Source organism: Streptomyces sp. NPDC053431, from assembly GCF_044544925.1.
Taxonomy (GTDB): domain Bacteria; phylum Actinomycetota; class Actinomycetes; order Streptomycetales; family Streptomycetaceae; genus Streptomyces.
In genome coordinates, this window is record NZ_JBITXX010000008.1 from 69,394 (window position 1) to 85,145 (window position 15,752).

The window sequence follows — 15,752 nt, forward strand, 5'->3', positions numbered from 1 at the left end:
GCGTCAGCGCGCCGACCGGGGGAGACGGGTGTGCCGGGCGAGGCGGCCGAGCCGTCGACGCCGTGCCCGTCGCCCCACGGGGCGGCGCGGTGTTGCCGTGCTCCGCCCATGCGGAACATCCCGCACTTTAACGGACGGTGATCAAGCGCCCGATCCCGGCACTAGGAGCCGCCGGACTCCGGCTCGTGGAGGGCGATCGCCCCGGCGGGGCAGAGGCCCACGGCCATCCGCGCGGCCGCGCGGTGGGCGGCGGGCGGCTCGGCCTGCAGCAGGAGCACGAGGCCGTCGTCCGGATCCTGGTCGAAGACGTCGGGGGCGGTCATGGCGCACATGCCGGCGCCGATGCAGCGCCCCCGGTCGGCGCTCAGGTGCGGCGTGCTCATTTCTCGTCCCAGGTGACCGGAAGGCTCTTCACCCCGAAGATGTCCGCGGTCTCCGGGCGCAGGACGACCTCCGTGGCCGGAACCGCCAGGCGCAGCGTGGGGAAGCGGTCGACCAGCGCGCGGAACGCGACGCGCATCTCGACGCGGGCGAGCTGCTGGCCCAGGCACTGGTGGATGCCGTGGCTGAAGGCCAGGTGCCCGGTGGCCTCCCTGCTCAGGTCGAGGGTGTGGGGGTCGGGGAAGCGGTCGGGGTCGCGGTTGGCGGTGTTGTACGAGAGGACGACCGTCGTGCCCGCCTTGACGGTCCGGCCGCCCAGCTCGACGTCTTCCAGCGCCGTCCGGTGGAACGTCTTGGCGACGCTCAGATACCGCAGCAGTTCCTCCACGGCCCGCTCGGTGAGCGCCGGATCGGCGCGCAGCGCGGCCAGTTGCTCCGGGTTCTGGAGCAGCGCGAAGGTGCCGAGGGACAGCATGTTCGCGGTGGTGTCGAACCCGGCCGCCAGGAGGATGAGGCTGATCCCCCTCAGCTCCTCGTCGGTCAGGTCGCTGTCGGTGAGTTCGCTGAGGATGTCGTCGGTCGGGTTCGCGCGCTTCGCGGCCACCAGCTGCGCGAGGTACTCCTGCGTCGCGGTGTAGGCCGCGATCAGCTCCTCGTCGCCGACCTCCCCGCCCATGAACGTGTCGATCTGCTCCTGGAACGACGCCCGGTCCTCGTACGGGACGCCCAGGATCTCGCAGATCACGATGGTGGGGATGGGCTTGGCGAAGGCGGTCACCAGATCCGCCGTCGGCCCGGCCTCCTCCATGGCGTCCAGGCATTCGGCGGTGATCTGCTCGATCCGCTCGGTCAGCATCCGCATCCGTCGCACGGTGAACTTGCCCACCAGAGGCTTCCGGTAGCGGCTGTGCTCGGGCTCGTCCATGAGGAGGAACTCGCCGGGCGGCGCCGGAGGGAGCTGGAAGTCGACGACGTTCATGAGGTCCTTGCGCGAGCTGAACCTCGGGTCGGCCAGGACCGACCGCACCATGTCGTAGCCGGTGATCAGCCAGCCGGGTTTTCCGCCGGGATGGGTGTAGGCGCTGAGGGGCCCGTGCCGGCGGGCCTCGACCAGCTCGGCAGGGGGGTCGAAGGGACAGCCGGCCGGACGCTCCGTCGGCAGCGCCGTGAGGGTGTGGACGGACTCGCTCATGGTCATTCCTCGGTTCGCGATATGACGTGTTTTCTGATGCTCGAACGCTACGTTGCGTTCAATAACTCGTCAATCGCTGGCGTGCATAAAGCCAGCTCACCGGTGGGAAATTGATGCAATGGGCGGCGGTTGAATGCAACGTGTTGTTGCAATGGAGTGGCGGTGAAAGCAATAGGGATGACATGCCGGAAGGGGGGACGGCCGGCGGGAGCACCGGCGCGTGCTTCCGCGCCGCCGGTCGGCGTCAGGGACGCGTGAAGACGGGGCGCCAGGACGCCAAGAACCCGCAAGGAACGGCGGAGGCCGCCCCGCCCGGGGCTCACGCTGAGCGGACCCGAGTCCGTGCTCCTGAAGGCCGTCGCCTCGGGCTGCTCGGCGCTGACCGGCGTAGAGGCGATCACGAACGCGGTGCCAGTCGTTACGGGCCCGGGCCGCCCGGTGGGCGATGCGCGCCGCGGGTTGGTGCTTCTGCGCCGTCTCTGCCGTCTCTGCCGACTCCGCCGTCTGACCGGCTCCGCCGGAGCCGGCGAGGAGCGCGTCCAGGCCAGCTCGGCGGCTAGCCGACGTGGACGCGGGGGCGGCGGTCCCGGTCGGGCTCGGCCTCGCGCAGGATCTCGCGGGTGACCGGGGCGATCTCGCCCTGGCCGAAGAGGAAGAAGCGGAGGAAGTTGGCGAAGGGGTTGCCCTCGGTCCACTCGAAGTAGATGTGCGGGCGGACGCCGGTGAGGTCGCGGGAGTGGAGCACGAGCGCCGCGAGGGCGTTCGGTACGGAGGAGCTCTCCACGGTCAGGACCCGGAAGCGGTCGTGGAGGACCTCGCCCTTGACGGTCAGTCCGGCCTCGAACTCGGACGGGTCGGTGATCGTCACCTCGACGAAGACGAAGTCCTCGGTGGTCGGCAGGTCGTTGTCGGCGCGGATCTGGTCCTTCTTCGCCCGGTACTCGTCGGCGTCGCGTTTGTCGGGCTCGTTGGCGATGAAGCGCGGTGTGCGGTGGGAGATGTCGCGGATGAAGCGTTCGGCCAGGTCGTCGAGTTCGACGTGGGTGACGCGCAGTTCGAAGGCGCGGCCGAGGCGGGAGAGGAGGGAGATGAGGATGATGCCGGCGATGAAGCAGGCACCGATCTTCACGCCGTCCGGGCGCTCGATGATGTTGAGCACGGTGGTGTAGAGGAAGACGGCGGAGATGACGCCGAAGCCGATGGTCCAGCCGCGCTGGCCGGCCTTGCGGGCGGCGATGGTGACGGCGATGGCGGCGGAGGAGATGAGGACGAGCACACCGGTGGCGTACGCGCCGCCCTGGGCGTCGACGTCGGCGTCGAAGAGCCACGTCACGAGGAAGGCCACCAGGGTGAAGACGATGACCATGGGGCGGACGGCGCGGGCCCAGTGGGGGGCCATGCCGTACTTCGGCAGGTAGCGCGGCATGAGGTTGAGCAGGCCGGCCATGGCGGAGGCGCCCGCGAACCAGAGGATGGCGATCGTGGAGACGTCGTAGACGGTGCCGAAGGTGTTGCCGAGGTACTCGTGCGCGAGGTAGGCGAGCGCGCGGCCGTTGGCGCTGCCGCCGGACTCGAATTCCTTCTCCGGGATGAGGACGGTGGTGATGAAGCTGGTCGTGATCAGGAAGACGCTCATGATGAGCGCGGCCGTCGTCAGCAGCTTCTTGGTGCCGCGGGTGCGCCCGGTCGGCTTCGCCTCGGTGTCCGACGCGTCTCCCTGGACGTGCGGCATGACGGCCACGCCGGTCTCGAAGCCGGACAGGCCGAGCGCGAGCTTCGGGAACACGAGCAGCGCGACGCCGATCATGACGAAGACGTTGCCGTGCTCCTGGGTCAGGGCGGTGGTCCAGTCGGTGACGACGTGGCCCTCGGTGAGGACGTGCCACAGGCCGTCGACCACGACGACCGCGTTGAGCGCGAGATAGATGCCGACCAGGGCGACGGCGACGCCGATCGCCTCCAGGAAGCCCTTGAGGAAGACCGCGCCGAGCAGCGCGATCAGGATCATGGTGATCAGGACCTGCTTGTCGTGCAGGGCCGATTCCAGGTGCGGGTTCTCCACGAGGTGGGTGGAGGCGTCCGCCGCCGACAGGGTGATGGTGATGAGGAAGTCGGTCGCCGCGAAGCCGAGCAGGGTGAGGACGAAGAGCTTGCCCTTCCAGAAGGACAGCAGCCGCGCCAGCATCGCGATCGAGCCCTCGCCGTGGGGACTCTCTTCGGCCACCCGCCGGTAGACCGGCAGGGCGCCGGCCAGGGTGACGATCACGAGCACGATCGTGGCGATCGGGGAGAGCAGACCGGCCGCGAGAGCCGCGATGCCCGGCTGGTAGCCGAGGGTGGAGAAGTAGTCGACACCGGTCAGGCACATGACCCGCCACCAGGGCTGGCCCTTGTGCGCGGCGTCCGCGGCAGGCTCCTTGGGCCGGGAGGGTTTGCCCTTGCCCATGTCGGACAGGCCCTCCAGCATCCACGCGCGCAATCGGGCGGTGCGAGCGTCGTTCGTGGTGGCCATCGGTGTCCCTGGGTGTTCTGAGGCGATCGGTTTCGGCCGTTGTGCGGACGGCCGGGCCAGCGTAAGCAGGACATTCGTCGCAGGCGCCGGGTCGGGCGTCAGGAAAGCGTCAAGATGGCCCGGTCGGGCGTCGGCTTCGTCACACCAGGTACAGCCATGAGTCGTACACGGAGGAGGCCGTGGATGCGCACGTCACTCCGGGACGCGCTCGCGATGACGGCCGCGGTCCTCGCACCGTTCCTGACGGCGTCGGCGCTGCTGCCGTTGCGTACCTCTCGCGCTCGACGGCCGGAAGGATCCGGTCCGGCCCTGACGTTCTGACGCGCGGCCCGGGACGACGGGCGGCGGCTGGACCCGACCCGCAGGACGCACCCCGGGCCCCACCCAGGCCAGGGGCCAACGTCCGGTCCAGGACGAGGCTGCGTACGGGATGTGTCAAGACGGCCGCACTCACCGTTAGGGGCGCGTCAACGGCGGCGGTGTGGTGGCTGGAACGCGATTTCCTCGGACAGGTCCGACGGATCACTCATCTCAACCACTCACATCCGGGAGCTCACGATGGCCGATGTGGCCTTCGTCGTCACCGTGGTCGCGATCTTCGCGCTGGTGGCCTTCGTCGCCAAGGGGGTGGCGAAGCTGTGACTGCCGAGAACATCGTCGGTCTGCTGGTCGCCGCCGGCCTGCTGGCCTATCTCGTCCTCGCCCTCGTCAAGCCGGAGAGGTTCTGAGCCGGACATGAGTCCCGTCCTGGCTGGAATCCTCCAGCTCCTCGCCCTGGTCGTCGCTCTCGGTCTCTCGTACCGGCCGCTGGGTGACCACATGGCCACGGTGTACTCCTCGGAGAAGCACCTGCGGCCCGAGAAGTGGATCTACAAAGCGATCGGTGCGAACCCGAACGTCGAGATGCGCTGGCCCGCCTATCTGCGCGGCGTCCTCGCCTTCTCCGCGGTGAGCGTTTTCTTCCTCTACCTGCTGCAGCGGGTCCAGGGCTCCCTGCCCGGCTCGCTCGGCTTCGTCTCCATCGACCCGGACCAGGCCTTCAACACGGCCGCGTCCTTCGTCGCGAACACCAACTGGCAGTCGTACTACGGCGAGCAGGCCATGGGCCACGTCGTGCAGACCGGCGGCCTCGCGGTGCAGAACTTCGTCTCGGCGGCGGTGGGGATCGCCGTGGCGGTCGCGCTCGTCCGTGGCTTCGCCCGCTCCCGTACCGGTGAGCTGGGGAACTTCTGGGCCGACCTGGTCCGGGGTACCGTCCGCGTCCTGCTGCCGATCTCGGTGGTCGGCGCCCTCGTCCTCGTCGCCTGTGGCGCCATCCAGAACTTCTCCGGCATCCACGAGGTCGGCCGGTTCACGGGCGGCACGCTGCAGTGGAACGGCGGGGCCGTGGCCTCGCAGGAGGTCATCAAGGAGCTGGGCACCAACGGCGGCGGCTACTTCAACGCCAACTCGGCCCACCCCTTCGAGAACCCCAACGGCCTGTCCAACCTCTTCGAGATCTACCTGATCCTCGTCATCCCCTTCGCGCTCACCCGCACCTTCGGCCGCATGGTCGGCTCGATCAAGCAGGGGTACGCGATCCTCGCCACCATGGCCACCATCTGGCTGGGCTTCACCGCCCTGATGATGTGGACCGAGTTCCACCACGGCGGCCCCGCGTTCGACATCGCGGGCGGCGCCATGGAGGGCAAGGAGACCCGCTTCGGCATCGGCGGCTCGTCGATCTTCGCGGTCGCCACCACGCTGACCTCGACCGGCGCCGTGAACTCCTTCCACTCCTCGTACACCGGCTTCGGCGGCGGGATCACGATGCTGGGCATGCAGCTCGGCGAGATCGCGCCCGGCGGTGTCGGCTCCGGCCTGTACGGCATGCTGATCATGGCGGTCATCGCGGTGTTCATCGCCGGTCTCATGGTCGGTCGCACGCCGGAGTACCTGGGCAAGAAGATCGGCACGCGGCAGATCAAGTTCGCCGCGCTCTACATCCTCGTCACGCCGGCGCTGGTCCTCTCCTTCACCGCCCTGGCGATGGCCCTGCCGACGCCGGCGAACTCGATGACCAACTCCGGCGCGCACGGCTTCTCCGAGATCCTCTACGCCTACACCTCGGGCGCCAACAACAACGGCTCCGCGTTCGCGGGCCTGAACGCCGACACCCAGTGGTTCAACTCGACGATCGGCATCGCGATGCTGCTCGGCCGGTTCCTCCCGATGGTGTTCGTCCTCGCGCTCGCCGGTTCGCTCGCCGAGCAGACGCCCGTACCGGAGACGGCGGGCACCCTGCGGACCGAGAAGCCGCTGTTCACCGGCCTCCTGGTCGGCACGATCATGATCATCACCGGTCTCACCTACTTCCCGGCCTTGGCCCTTGGCCCGCTCGCCGAAGGACTCGCAGCATGAGCACCATCACTCCTACCAGGGCACCCCACCCGGACGCACCCACGGGGCACAAGCCCGAGGCCGGACGTGTCGGCGGAGGCCTCTTCGACCCGAAGCAGCTGGTCAAGTCCTTCCCCGACGCGATCAGGAAGCTCGACCCGCGCGTGATGATCAAGTCGCCGGTCATGTTCGTGGTCCTGGTCGGCTCGGTGGTCACCACCGCGCTGGCGATCAAGAACCCGGGCGACTGGTTCGGCTGGGCGATCACCGCCTGGCTGTGGCTGACCACGATCTTCGCCAACCTGGCGGAGGCCGTCGCCGAGGGCCGTGGCAAGGCCCAGGCCGACACGCTGCGCAAGGCCAAGACCGATACCGTCGCCCGTCGCCTCACGCAGGACGGAAAGATCGAGGAGCAAGTCCCGGGCACCGAGTTGCGCGTCGGCGACCTCGTGGTCTGCGAGGCCGGCGACGTCATCCCCGGCGACGGTGACGTCGTCGAGGGCGTCGCGAGCGTCGACGAGTCGGCGATCACCGGTGAGTCCGCCCCCGTCATCCGCGAGTCCGGCGGTGACCGGTGCGCGGTCACCGGCGGTACGAAGGTGCTCTCCGACCGCATCGTCATCAAGATCACGACGAAGCCCGGCGAGACGTTCATCGACCGCATGATCAACCTGGTCGAGGGCGCGGCGCGGCAGAAGACCCCCAACGAGATCGCCCTCAACATCCTGCTCGCCTCGCTGACGATCGTCTTCCTGCTCGCCGTGGTCACCCTGAAGCCCTTCGCGATCTACGCGGGGGCCGACGAGCAGACCTCGATGATCGTGCTGACGGCCCTCCTCGTCTGCCTCATCCCGACGACGATCGGAGCGCTGCTGTCCGCGATCGGCATCGCCGGCATGGACCGGCTCGTCCAGCGCAACGTCCTCGCGATGTCCGGGCGGGCGGTCGAGGCCGCCGGCGACGTGTCCACGCTGCTGCTCGACAAGACGGGCACGATCACCCTCGGCAACCGCCAGGCCTCGGAGTTCGTCCCGGTCAGGGGCGTCACCGCGGCCGAACTCGCCGACGCGGCGCAGCTCTCGTCGCTCGCCGACGAGACGCCCGAGGGCCGTTCCGTCGTGGTCCTGGCCAAGGAGAGGTACGGGCTGCGCGAACGCCACCAGGGCGAGCTCGCCCACGCCGCGTGGATCGAGTTCACCGCACAGACCCGCATGTCGGGCGTGGACGTCGACGGCCGCAAGGTCCGCAAGGGGGCGACCGGTTCGGTCGTGGCCTGGGTCAAGGAGCGCGGTGGCGAGGTCGCCCGGGACGCCCAGGACGTCACCGACGCCATCTCGCAGGCCGGCGGCACGCCGCTCCTGGTGGCGGTCGACGACGACAGGGGAGCGCGCGTCCTGGGTGTCGTCCACCTGAAGGACGTCGTCAAGGAGGGGATGCGCGAGCGGTTCGACGAGCTGCGCCGCATGGGCATCCGGACGATCATGATCACGGGTGACAACCCGCTGACCGCCAAGGCCATCGCGGAGGAGGCCGGCGTCGACGACTTCCTCGCCGAGGCCACCCCCGAGGACAAGATGGCCCTCATCAAGCGCGAACAGGCGGGCGGGAAGCTGGTCGCGATGACCGGCGACGGCACGAACGACGCCCCCGCCCTCGCGCAGGCCGACGTCGGTGTCGCGATGAACACGGGCACGTCGGCCGCGAAGGAGGCCGGCAACATGGTCGACCTCGACTCCGACCCGACCAAGCTCATCGAGATCGTCGAGATCGGCAAGCAACTCCTCATCACCCGAGGGGCGTTGACGACCTTCTCGATCGCCAACGACGTGGCGAAGTACTTCGCCATCATCCCCGCCATGTTCGCGGTGGCGTACCCGTCGCTGGACAAGCTCAACATCATGGGCCTGGCCTCGCCCGAGTCCGCGATCCTCTCCGCCGTCATCTTCAACGCGCTGATCATCGTCGCCCTCGTCCCGCTCGCCCTCAAGGGCGTGCGCTACCGGCCCAGCAGCGCCGACTCGATGCTCCGCCGCAACCTCGGCCTGTACGGACTCGGTGGCCTGGTCGCCCCGTTCGTGGGCATCAAGATCATCGACCTGCTCCTCACCCTCGTCCCCGGAATCGGCTGATCGGCTATGAACAACTCCGTAGGAAACACGGGCCGCGTGCTCTGGGCCGGACTCCGGGCCCTCCTCGTCCTGACCGTGATCACGGGCGTCGTCTACCCGCTCGCCGTCACCGGGATCGCCCAACTGGCCTTTCCCGGCAAGGCGAACGGCTCCGAGATCAAGGACGCGAGCGGCAGGGTCGTCGGCTCCGCACTCATCGGTCAGACCTACGACCTGCCGAAGAAGAACCCGGACGACGCCGAGGAGGCGGTGGCCCCGGACCTGAGGTGGTTCCAGCCGCGCCCCTCCAACGGCCTCGGCGGCAACAGCGTCAACACCCAGTACGCGATCATCCTCTCCGGCGCCACGAACCGTTCGGGCGACAACGCCGACCTGATCAAGTGGGTGACGGCGGCCAAGGCGGCCGTGGTCAAGGACAACTCCACCGCCGACTACACGGTGAAGCCGTCCGACGTCCCCGCCGACGCGGTCACCTCCTCCGGCTCCGGCCTGGACCCGCACATCTCCCCGGAGTACGCGAGGATCCAGGTCCACCGCGTCGCCGAGAAGAACGGCCTCGACGTCCAGCAGGTCGAGAAGCTGGTCGCCGACCACACCGACGACCGCATCCTCGGCTTCATCGGCGAACCCCGCGTGAACGTCCTCCAGCTCAACATCGCGCTGAAGAACCTCACGGCGGCCAAGGGCTGAGTCCTCACGCCCGACGCGCGGGAGCCGGCAGCCCGGACAATCCCTGGCTGCCGGCTCCTGACGCGCTTGCGCGTACCGACTACCGACTACCCCCCCGGGGTTCAGGAGGCGTCCGCCGGGCCGGGCTGCTCGGGCACGGCGCCCTTCGGGGTCTCCGGCGTGGACGTCGCGGCGGCGTCGAGATCGCGGGCCGCCCTGTCGAAGTAGCGGAGCAGCTCCACCGGGAACGGCGTGACGAGCGTGGAGTTCGGTGACCTGGTAGTAGACGGCCGCGTCGACCTTGACCGACACGTTGTCCCGGGTGATGCCCTCCTGCGTCGGCGTCAGCAACTCGTCAGGACTTCGGTGCACGCGCGGGCGTCGGGGCGTGAAGGGGCATCAGGAGCAGGGGGGTGGTGGTGGGCTGGGGGGAGCCTCCGGTGGGTTCGAGGGTGAGGCCGACGGCGCCTGCGTCGGCCGGGTCGCCGGTGAGTACGACGGTGCCGTCGTGGTCGATCAGCCCCGCCGGGCGCATCGTGCCGTCGTGGTCCAGCCAGAGCTGGTAGGTCTTGCCCGTCCCGGGGGCGGGCAGGTCGGCGGCGGTGAAGACCGCCTTGTTCTGCCGCTCGGAGGCGACGACGGTGGTCAACGCTCCGTTGGCGGCCCGTCCGTGGACGGTGCGGGCGTCGGGCGCGGCCAGTACGGCGCTGACCGCGTCGAGTCGCTGCTGGGCTTGGCCGGCCCGCCGCTCGAGGTCCTGCGAGTGCTGCGTCTGCCACACCGCGGCGCCGCCGAGTACGGCCGCGGCCACGGCGGCGGCCAGAGCCAGCGGCACGGCCCTGCGGCGCAGCACGCCACCGAAGGCGGGTGCGGAGGCCGGGGCGGGGATGCGTGGCGGAAGTTGGCGCACGCCGTCGATGGCGGCCATGACCTCGGCCTTGGCTGTCGCGGGCGGCACCTGGGAGACCGCCGCTGCCAGGCGCGCCGCGGTCGCCTCGAACTCCGCGACTTCCTGCCGGCAGGCCTGGCACGTTCGCAGGTGGTCCTCGAAGGTGCCGTGCTCACCGGAGTCCAACGCACCCAGGGCGTAGGCGGCGGCGAGGGTGTGGGCGTCGGTTGCGTCGTGCTTCATGTGGTCACCCCCATGCAGTCGCGGAGCCGGATGAGCCCGTCGCGCATGCGTGTCTTGATGGTCGGAAGAGGCGTGCGCAGGGCTTCGGCGACTTCACGGTAGGTCAGGCCCTGGTAGTAGGCCAGGGTCACCGCCTGCCGCTGCAGTTCGGTCAGGCCGCGCATGCAGCGGCGGACCTGCTCGGACTCCAGCCGGGTCTCGACCTGCTCGGCGACCTCGTCGAACGCGGTGGTGTGCTCACGGGCGGCCTGGGCCTGCTCACGGTCGGAGGCCGCCTGGACGGAGCGGACCCGGTCCACGGCCCGCCGGTGGGCGATGGTCGCGGCCCACGTGGTGACGGAGCCGCCGTCGGGACGGTAGCGGGCGGCCTGACGCCACAGGTCGATCATGACCTCCTGGGCGACCTCCTCGGACTGGGCCCGGTCCCGTACGACTTTGAGGACGATTCCGAAGACCAGGGGGGCGAGGGCGTCGTAGAGGGCGGAGAAGGCCTGTTTGTCGCCGTGGGCGACCTTCCGCATGACCTCGGTCAGGCCGACATGGCCCGCGGCGGGACCGGCGACGAAGGGGATCGGTTGGTTCACCTGTGCCGCTCCGGCCGTGGCGAGACGGCGAAGGGGCGGCCGGGCGCGGCCGTCGGGGGACGGGGTGTCCATCGCATGTCGGTCCTTGACTTGTCGCTCAAGCGGTGGACGGACCACCCCACGGGGAGGACCGGCCACCGCAGGAGGTGGGCGTGTCACTGGTTCTTCGTAGCGGACGGGCGTGCGGATGGGAGGCCGTTTCGTCACCCGCACTCCCGGCGGTTGACCCGTTCGAGCGGAATGCGAGCTGTCGGCCCAGCCGACGGGCGGACGGCGGCGAAGGCACTGGTGAGGGAGCCGCTCGGTGTTCTGCGGTTCTCCGTGGGCCGCGCGGATCCGCCGCACGGCCTCAGACATCCATAGGAGGTAGTCGAGATGGTTCGTGTGCGACGCGGTCTTGCGGTGGCGGTGACGGCAGGCGCCGTCGTGGTGGGCGGCGCAGCGGTGGCCTCGGCCGATGCCGGCGCGCAGGGCGTGGCCGCGTACTCCCCGGGGGTGGGGTCGGGCAACCTCGTCCAGGCGCCCCTCCACATCCCGGTCAACGCCTGCGGAAACGCCGTCAGTGTCATCGGGCTGCTGAACCCGTCCTTCGGCAACACCTGCGTCAACGCCTGACCCGGCGCCGAGAGAAGTCCGGTCCGCCGCCGAAAGGACGGGGCGGACCGGCGGCCTGACCCCGGCGCGGAGGCGCAGGACAGTCCCGGGACCCGTTGCGCGCGACAAGCCGGATGTCGGGCAGGTCGGCTGCGGGTGGCCGTCGGCACAGCCGCCCGCGGCAACCACCGCGATTCTGCCGGGGCGGGGGGGGGGGGGGGGGGGGGGGGGGGGGGGGGGGGGGGGGGGGGCGGGGGCGGGGGGGGGGGGGGGGGGGGGGGGGGGGCCCCCCCCCCCCCCCCCGCCCCCCCCCCCCCCCCGCGGGGGGGGGGGGGGGGGGGGCGGCGCCGGCCGCCCCCCCCCCCCCCCCCCCCCCCCGCCCCGGGGCCGCGTGATGCCCCCACGTCCGCCCCTGAGGCGACAGGAGCCGGTGGGTTCACTCTTTCGGGGGCGGACCAATCCGCCGGGCGGAGGCCGCCGAATGCCCGGTGTGAGCAGCTTCCGCAGAACTCTTTCCCGCGCCGCGGTGGGCGCGTCGGCCGGCCTTCTGGCCGCTTTCACGGCGCTCGCCGTGGCCGAGCTGGTCGCAGGGCTCCTGCGGCCCGCCGCGGGACCGGTGACCGTGGTGGGCGGCGCGGTGATCGACCGGACTCCGGCCGCGGTGAAGGACTTCGCGATCCGCGCGTTCGGCGAGAACGACAAGACCGTCCTGCGGCTCGGAATCCTGGCGGTCCTGGCGCTCGCCGCCATCGGCCTGGGCATGCTCGGCCTGCGCCGTCGGCGGGTCGGTGCCGCCGGTGTGCTGCTGTTCGGGATCGTCGGCGCCGCCGCGGCCCTCGACCGCCCCGACGCCACCGGTGTCGGTGACGCACTCCCCTCGATCGCCGGAGCCCTTGCCGGCGCCCTCACCCTCTCCGTCCTGGCCTCCCGGGCAACCCTCTCGACGGCCCCCGCCGACAGCGAAGGCGAAGCCAGGACGTGGAACAGACGCGGCTTCCTCACCGCGGCGGGCGTGACCGCCGCCACGGCGACATCAGCGGGCCTGCTCGGGCGCTTCCTGTCAGGCCGGCAAGGACAGGGTGCGGTCGCCTCCCGCGAGAACCTGGTCCTGCCCGAGCCCTTTTCACCGGCCCCTGCCGTCCCCGTCGGCACCCGGGTGAAGGTGCCCGGCATCACCTCCTTCACCACCCCCAACCGCGACTTCTACCGCGTCGACACCGCCCTGACGGTGCCCAGGGTCGACGCCGGAACCTGGCGGCTGCGGATCCACGGCAAGGGCGTCACCCGCCCACTCACCTACACCCTCGACCAGCTCCTGGCCCGCCCCCTCATGGAGCGCGACATCACGCTCACCTGCGTCTCGAACGAGGTCGGCGGCCCGTACGTCGGCAATGCCCGCTGGCTCGGCGTCCCCCTGGCCGACCTCCTCCAGGAAGCAGGTGTCCGGTCGCCTTCCCGGGGCGGCACGGCGGACCAGCTGGTGGCCCGCTCGGTGGACGGGATGACGCTCGGCTCCCCGGTCGAGGACGTCATGGACGGCCGGGACGCGATGCTCGCCGTCGGCATGAACGGCGAGCCGCTGCCCTTCGAGCACGGCTTCCCGGTCCGCATGCTCGTCCCCGGCCTCTACGGCTATGTGTCGGCCTGCAAGTGGATCGAGTCCATCGAGCTGACCACGTTCGACGCCTACGACCCGTACTGGGTCAAGCGCGGCTGGGCCCGCCGGGCGCCGATCAGGACCCAGTCCCGCATCGACACCCCCAAGCCGTTCGCCCGCCCGGCTGCCGGCACCGTCACGGTCGCCGGAGTCGCCTGGGCCCAGCACCGCGGCGTCGTTCGCGTCGAGATACGCGTCGACGACGGCCCTTGGCAGGATGCCGACCTCGCCGCCCAGGACACCGTGGACACCTGGCGGCAGTGGTCCTACCGCTGGAACGCCACTCCCGGCGGCCACAGGCTCACCGTCCGCGCCACCGACGGCACCGGACGGGTCCAGACCGAACAGCGCACCCGCACCGTCCCCGACGGAGCCAGTGGCCGGCACAGCGTCTTCGTGACCGTCCCCCAGATCACCGGACCCGCCCTCAGGGCCAGGCCGGCAGCACAACCCACGCCCCTCACAACCCTCACTACAGCTCCAAGGAGTAAGAAATCATGAACAGCATGCGGATCCGCCGCACCGCGATCGCCGTCGCCGCCGCAACCCTGCTTCCCTTCTCCCTGGCCGCCTGCTCCGACTCCGGCAGCGGCACCGCAGCCGCCCCCACCGCGGCAGCCGGAGACGAGGCGAAGACGGGGACGGGCGCCCCTTCCGAAGAGGCGACGACCGACCAGCCCTTCGGCCCCGCCTGTGCCGGAGTGCCGAAGGAGGGCGCGGGTTCCTTCGACGGCATGGCCAAGGACCCGGTCGCCACCGCCGCCTCCAACAACCCGGCCCTGTCCACTCTGGTCACCGCCGTCGGGAAGGCCGGCCTGGCCGACACCCTCAACAACGCCGAAAACATCACCGTCTTCGCCCCGACCAACGACGCCTTCGCGAAGATCCCGAAGGCCGACCTCGACAAGGTCCTCGCGGACAAGGACATGCTCACCAAGATCCTCACGTACCACGTCGTCGGGCAGAAGCTGACGCCGAAGCAGCTGGAGAAGGGCAGCTTCGAGACCCTTCAGAAGGGCATGATCACCACCACCGGCTCGGGCGAGTCCTACAAGGTCGACGACACCGCGAACGTGGTCTGCGGCAACGTCAGGACCGCCAACGCCAGCGTGTACATCATCGACACCGTCCTGATGCCGAAGTAGCCCCCCGTCCTTCCGCTGCGGGCACGTCCGGCGGCCCCGCTCCCTTCCGACCGGGAAGGGGGCGAGGCTGCTTCCGGCCGCTGGGCCTGGCCCCGCCGAGGCGCACGCTGTGCGCACGGCGCCGCGTACGGGCGAGTGGCTCGTCCCAGCGGCGTCGGGCGACCCCTACAACCAGTCCCGGCGCTTGAAGATCAGGTACAGACTGACGCAGACGACCCCCATCAAGCCGATCGCGAAGGGGTATCCGAGGTTCCAGCCCAACTCGGGCATCTGCTCGAAGTTCATGCCGTAGATGGTCCCCACCAGCGTGGGTGCGAAGAGGATGGCGGCCCACGACGAGATCTTCTTGATCTCCTCGTTCTGTTCGAAGCCCGCCTCCGCCAACGCCCGCATCTCCGCGTTCTGTTGCTGGGTGACCAGGGTCGCGTTGACCGTCAGGATCTCGGTGAGGGCCTGGCGGAAGCCGTCGACGCGCTCGCTGGTGTGGGTGACGTGGTCCGCCACGTCGCGGAGGTAGCGCTGGAGTTCCTCGTCCGTGCCGTACTTCGCGAAGCCGGCCATCAGGCCGTGCAGCATGCCCACCAGGGGGCGGGTGGCGCGCTGGAACTCGACCATCTCGCGGGAGAGTTCGTAGATGCGGCGGGACACCGCGGGGTCGCCGCCGAAGACCTCGGTCTCGATCTCGTCGATGTCGTTCTGGACGCCCGCGACCACCGGCGCGTAGCCGTCGACCACCGCGTCCAGGATCGCGTACAGCACCGCCTCCGGGCCCAGGGCGAGGAGGTCCGGGTCCTTCTCCATGCGACGGCGTACGGCCGAGAGGTCCGGCGCGGCCCCGTGCCGGACCGTGATCACGAAGTCCGGCCCTACGAAGACGTGCAGCTCGCCGAAGTCCACCTCCTCCTGCGCGTCCAGATAGCGGGCGGCGCGCAGGACGACGAACAGGGTGTCGCCGTAGCGTTCGAGCTTGGGGCGCTGGTGGGCCTCCATCGCGTCCTCGACGGCCAGCTCGTGGAGGTCGAACTCCGCGGCGAGGGAGTGGAGTTCCTCCTCGGTCGGGCGCTGCAGCCCGATCCAGGCCATGCCGTCCGGGTACCGGCGGAGCTGGCGGAAGGTCTCCGCCAGCGTGTCGGGGGACGAGACGCGCCGGCCCTCGCGGTACAAGGTCGCCTGGACCACGCTCGGCCGGTCCGCGGGCGCCTGCGCGGGGGAGCCGGCGGGCGGGGCGGGTGTCGAGGCGGAGGCCGGCGGCTCCGGTGCGCGGCGCCAGGAGGCGCGCGGGCGTCGGTCGGACATCGGACGGTCTCCTCGGCGGTTGCCGGGCTGCTTGCGCTATGAAGGATATAGGGGATGAATCGGGCCGGGAGGTCCGCGCCGG

At 70.6% G+C, this 15,752-nt stretch carries 14 protein-coding genes; 8 read left to right on the forward strand and 6 right to left on the reverse strand.

What is annotated here, in order from left to right; genetic code table 11:
• Positions 1–161 precede the first annotated feature (161 nt).
• From ACIGXE_RS20235 to ACIGXE_RS20245, 3 genes are all read right to left on the reverse strand, one after another.
• Positions 162–383 (reverse strand): ferredoxin, encoded by a 222-nt coding sequence (locus tag ACIGXE_RS20235; protein ID WP_399749212.1) that lies wholly within the window; start codon positions 381–383, stop codon positions 162–164.
• Positions 380–1,573 (reverse strand): cytochrome P450, encoded by a 1,194-nt coding sequence (locus ACIGXE_RS20240; RefSeq protein ID WP_399749214.1) that lies wholly within the window; start codon positions 1,571–1,573, stop codon positions 380–382. The genes ACIGXE_RS20235 and ACIGXE_RS20240 overlap by 4 nt, the downstream gene beginning before the upstream one ends.
• A gap of 556 nt (positions 1,574–2,129) precedes the next feature.
• Positions 2,130–4,085 (reverse strand): amino acid transporter, encoded by a 1,956-nt coding sequence (locus ACIGXE_RS20245; RefSeq protein ID WP_399749216.1) that lies wholly within the window; start codon positions 4,083–4,085, stop codon positions 2,130–2,132.
• 183 nt (positions 4,086–4,268) lie between these two features.
• On the opposite strand from ACIGXE_RS20245, the gene ACIGXE_RS20250 reads away from it, so the two are divergent.
• The 5 genes from ACIGXE_RS20250 to ACIGXE_RS20270 all read left to right on the forward strand — a co-directional run bounded on the left by ACIGXE_RS20250 (position 4,269) and on the right by ACIGXE_RS20270 (position 9,283).
• Entirely contained in the window at positions 4,269–4,406 is a 138-nt protein-coding gene (locus ACIGXE_RS20250; protein WP_399749218.1) for a hypothetical protein, read from the forward strand.
• 317 nt (positions 4,407–4,723) lie between these two features.
• Complete coding sequence (gene kdpF, locus ACIGXE_RS20255; RefSeq protein ID WP_376585224.1) at positions 4,724–4,813, forward strand: K(+)-transporting ATPase subunit F; 90 nt, start codon at positions 4,724–4,726, stop codon at positions 4,811–4,813.
• A 7-nt stretch (positions 4,814–4,820) separates the two neighbouring features.
• On the forward strand, positions 4,821–6,485 hold the full coding sequence (gene kdpA / locus ACIGXE_RS20260; protein WP_399749220.1) for a potassium-transporting ATPase subunit KdpA: 1,665 nt from the start codon (positions 4,821–4,823) through the stop codon (positions 6,483–6,485).
• A complete protein-coding gene (kdpB, locus tag ACIGXE_RS20265) occupies positions 6,482–8,593 on the forward strand; it encodes a potassium-transporting ATPase subunit KdpB (RefSeq protein WP_399749222.1) in 2,112 nt (703 codons plus the stop codon). Before kdpA ends, kdpB begins: the two co-directional genes overlap by 4 nt.
• A gap of 6 nt (positions 8,594–8,599) precedes the next feature.
• A complete protein-coding gene (locus tag ACIGXE_RS20270; protein WP_399749224.1) occupies positions 8,600–9,283 on the forward strand; it encodes a potassium-transporting ATPase subunit C in 684 nt (227 codons plus the stop codon).
• 334 nt (positions 9,284–9,617) lie between these two features.
• Here the strand turns inward: ACIGXE_RS20270 and ACIGXE_RS20275 are convergent, their stop codons facing one another.
• The gene (locus ACIGXE_RS20275; protein WP_399749226.1) at positions 9,618–10,394 is read right to left on the reverse strand and encodes an anti-sigma factor; all 777 of its coding nucleotides are present in this window, start codon (positions 10,392–10,394) and stop codon (positions 9,618–9,620) included.
• A complete protein-coding gene (sigK, locus tag ACIGXE_RS20280) occupies positions 10,391–10,978 on the reverse strand; it encodes an ECF RNA polymerase sigma factor SigK (protein ID WP_399749648.1) in 588 nt (195 codons plus the stop codon). The genes ACIGXE_RS20275 and sigK overlap by 4 nt, the downstream gene beginning before the upstream one ends.
• A 375-nt stretch (positions 10,979–11,353) precedes the next feature.
• On the opposite strand from sigK, the gene ACIGXE_RS20285 reads away from it, so the two are divergent.
• The 3 genes from ACIGXE_RS20285 to ACIGXE_RS20295 all read left to right on the forward strand — a co-directional run bounded on the left by ACIGXE_RS20285 (position 11,354) and on the right by ACIGXE_RS20295 (position 14,374).
• Entirely contained in the window at positions 11,354–11,593 is a 240-nt protein-coding gene (locus tag ACIGXE_RS20285; protein WP_399749229.1) for a chaplin, read from the forward strand.
• 460 nt (positions 11,594–12,053) lie between these two features.
• A complete protein-coding gene (locus tag ACIGXE_RS20290) occupies positions 12,054–13,730 on the forward strand; it encodes a sulfite oxidase (RefSeq protein WP_399749231.1) in 1,677 nt (558 codons plus the stop codon).
• Positions 13,727–14,374, forward strand: coding sequence for a fasciclin domain-containing protein (locus ACIGXE_RS20295; RefSeq protein WP_399749233.1), 648 nt, complete (start codon positions 13,727–13,729; stop codon positions 14,372–14,374). The genes ACIGXE_RS20290 and ACIGXE_RS20295 overlap by 4 nt, the downstream gene beginning before the upstream one ends.
• Before the next feature lie 165 nt (positions 14,375–14,539).
• Here the strand turns inward: ACIGXE_RS20295 and ACIGXE_RS20300 are convergent, their stop codons facing one another.
• Positions 14,540–15,670: a magnesium and cobalt transport protein CorA gene (locus ACIGXE_RS20300; RefSeq protein WP_399749235.1), complete on the reverse strand. Its 1,131-nt coding sequence runs from the start codon at positions 15,668–15,670 to the stop codon at positions 14,540–14,542.
• Positions 15,671–15,752 lie beyond the last annotated feature (82 nt).